Annotated in this window: 1 protein-coding gene; it reads left to right on the top strand. The window is 69.3% G+C overall.

Translation table 11 applies throughout. The annotated features are described in order from the left end of the window. Positions 1-69: 69 nt before the first annotated feature. The gene (locus IG94_RS0137920; protein WP_043485739.1) at positions 70-1335 is read left to right on the top strand and encodes an IS701 family transposase; all 1266 of its coding nucleotides are present in this window, start codon (positions 70-72) and stop codon (positions 1333-1335) included. Positions 1336-1450: the final 115 nt, after the last annotated feature.

Genomic DNA, 1450 nt, shown 5'->3' with positions numbered 1-1450 from the left:
CTAGTAGTGCTTGGTCACGTGCGGTTCGTGGTGGCGTGTCTTCTTGATCGGTCGTGTCGTTGACCGGGTGTGCTGGGTGGGGAGTTGGCTGCGGTCCGGTGTGATCTGGAGGACTTCGCGGCGGAAATGTTCGAGCCGTTCGCGCGGGCGGATCAGCGACGATGGGGCGGGGTCTACCTGCGGGGTCTGCTGCTGGACGGCGGGCGTAAGTCGGTGGAGCCGATGGCCGCCCGCCTGGGCGAGGACGGGAACCGGCAGGCCCTGGCCCACTTCGTGACCTCGAGCCCGTGGGATGCGGCGCATGTGCGGGCCCGGCTGGCCTGGCGCATGCAGCCGGTCATCAAGCCCACCGCGCTGATCATCGATGACACCGGGTTCCTCAAGGACGGGGACGCGTCCGCGTGCGTGACCCGGCAGTACACCGGCACGGCGGGCAAAGTCACCAACTGCCAGGCCGGCGTCTCTCTCCACCTGGCTTCCAACGGTGCTTCGGCGGCGGTGAACTGGCGTCTGTTCCTGCCCGGGAGCTGGGATCCCGCCTCGCCGAAGGCCGATCCGGCCAAAGTGGCCCGCCGTGCCAGATGCGCCATTCCTGCCGAGGTGGGGCACGTCGAGAAGTGGCAGCTGGCTCTCGACATGATCGACGAGACACGGTCCTGGGGCATCGAGGTGCCCCAGGTCATCGCCGACGGCGGCTACGGGGACACTGCCGCCTTCCGGCTCGGCCTGGAAGAACGCGGTCTCGACTACGTGGTGGGCATCTCGACCACGACCACCGCGCAGCCCGAGGACGCACAGCCCCGCACCCCGGCCTACTCCGGCTTGGGCCGGCGGCCGGTGTCTGCCTACCCCGAGCCGGCGCAGACCGTGAAGAGCCTGGTCATCGCGGCCGGGAAACACGCCGCGCGGCCGGTGCAGTGGCGGGAGGGCTCGCGGCCCGGCAGTGGCCGCAGCGGACACAAACGCATGTACTCGCGCTTCGTGGCCCTGCGGATCCGGCCCGCCGGACGCGAGATCCGCAAGGCCACGGCCGGCACCGGGCTTCCGGTCCGCTGGCTGCTGGCCGAATGGCCCGCCGACCAGGACGAGCCCGTGCAGTTCTGGCTCTCCAACCTGCCCGAGACCACCTCCCTGCCCGTCCTCGTGCGCACAGCGAAACTCCGCTGGCGCATCGAGAACGACTACCGCGAGATGAAACAGGCGCTCGGCCTGGCCCACTTCGAAGGCCGGACATGGCCAGGCTGGCACCACCACGTCACCCTCGTCTCGGTCGCCCACGCCTTCTGCACCCTGCAGCGACTGAGCCGATCCCCAAAAGAGACGGCGTCGGCCTGAGCCTCTACCGAGTCGTCCGCGAACTGCAGACACTCCTCGCGATCTGGACCGGCGCCTGCCCCACCTGTCACCGCGACATCCCAGACCTCACACCGACATGACCAAGCACTACTAG

It is taken from the genome of Streptomyces olivaceus (assembly GCF_000721235.1).
GTDB lineage: Bacteria > Actinomycetota > Actinomycetes > Streptomycetales > Streptomycetaceae > Streptomyces > Streptomyces olivaceus.
The sequence above is the reverse complement of the archived record's forward strand: the minus strand, read 5'-3'. Positions and strand labels throughout refer to the sequence as shown.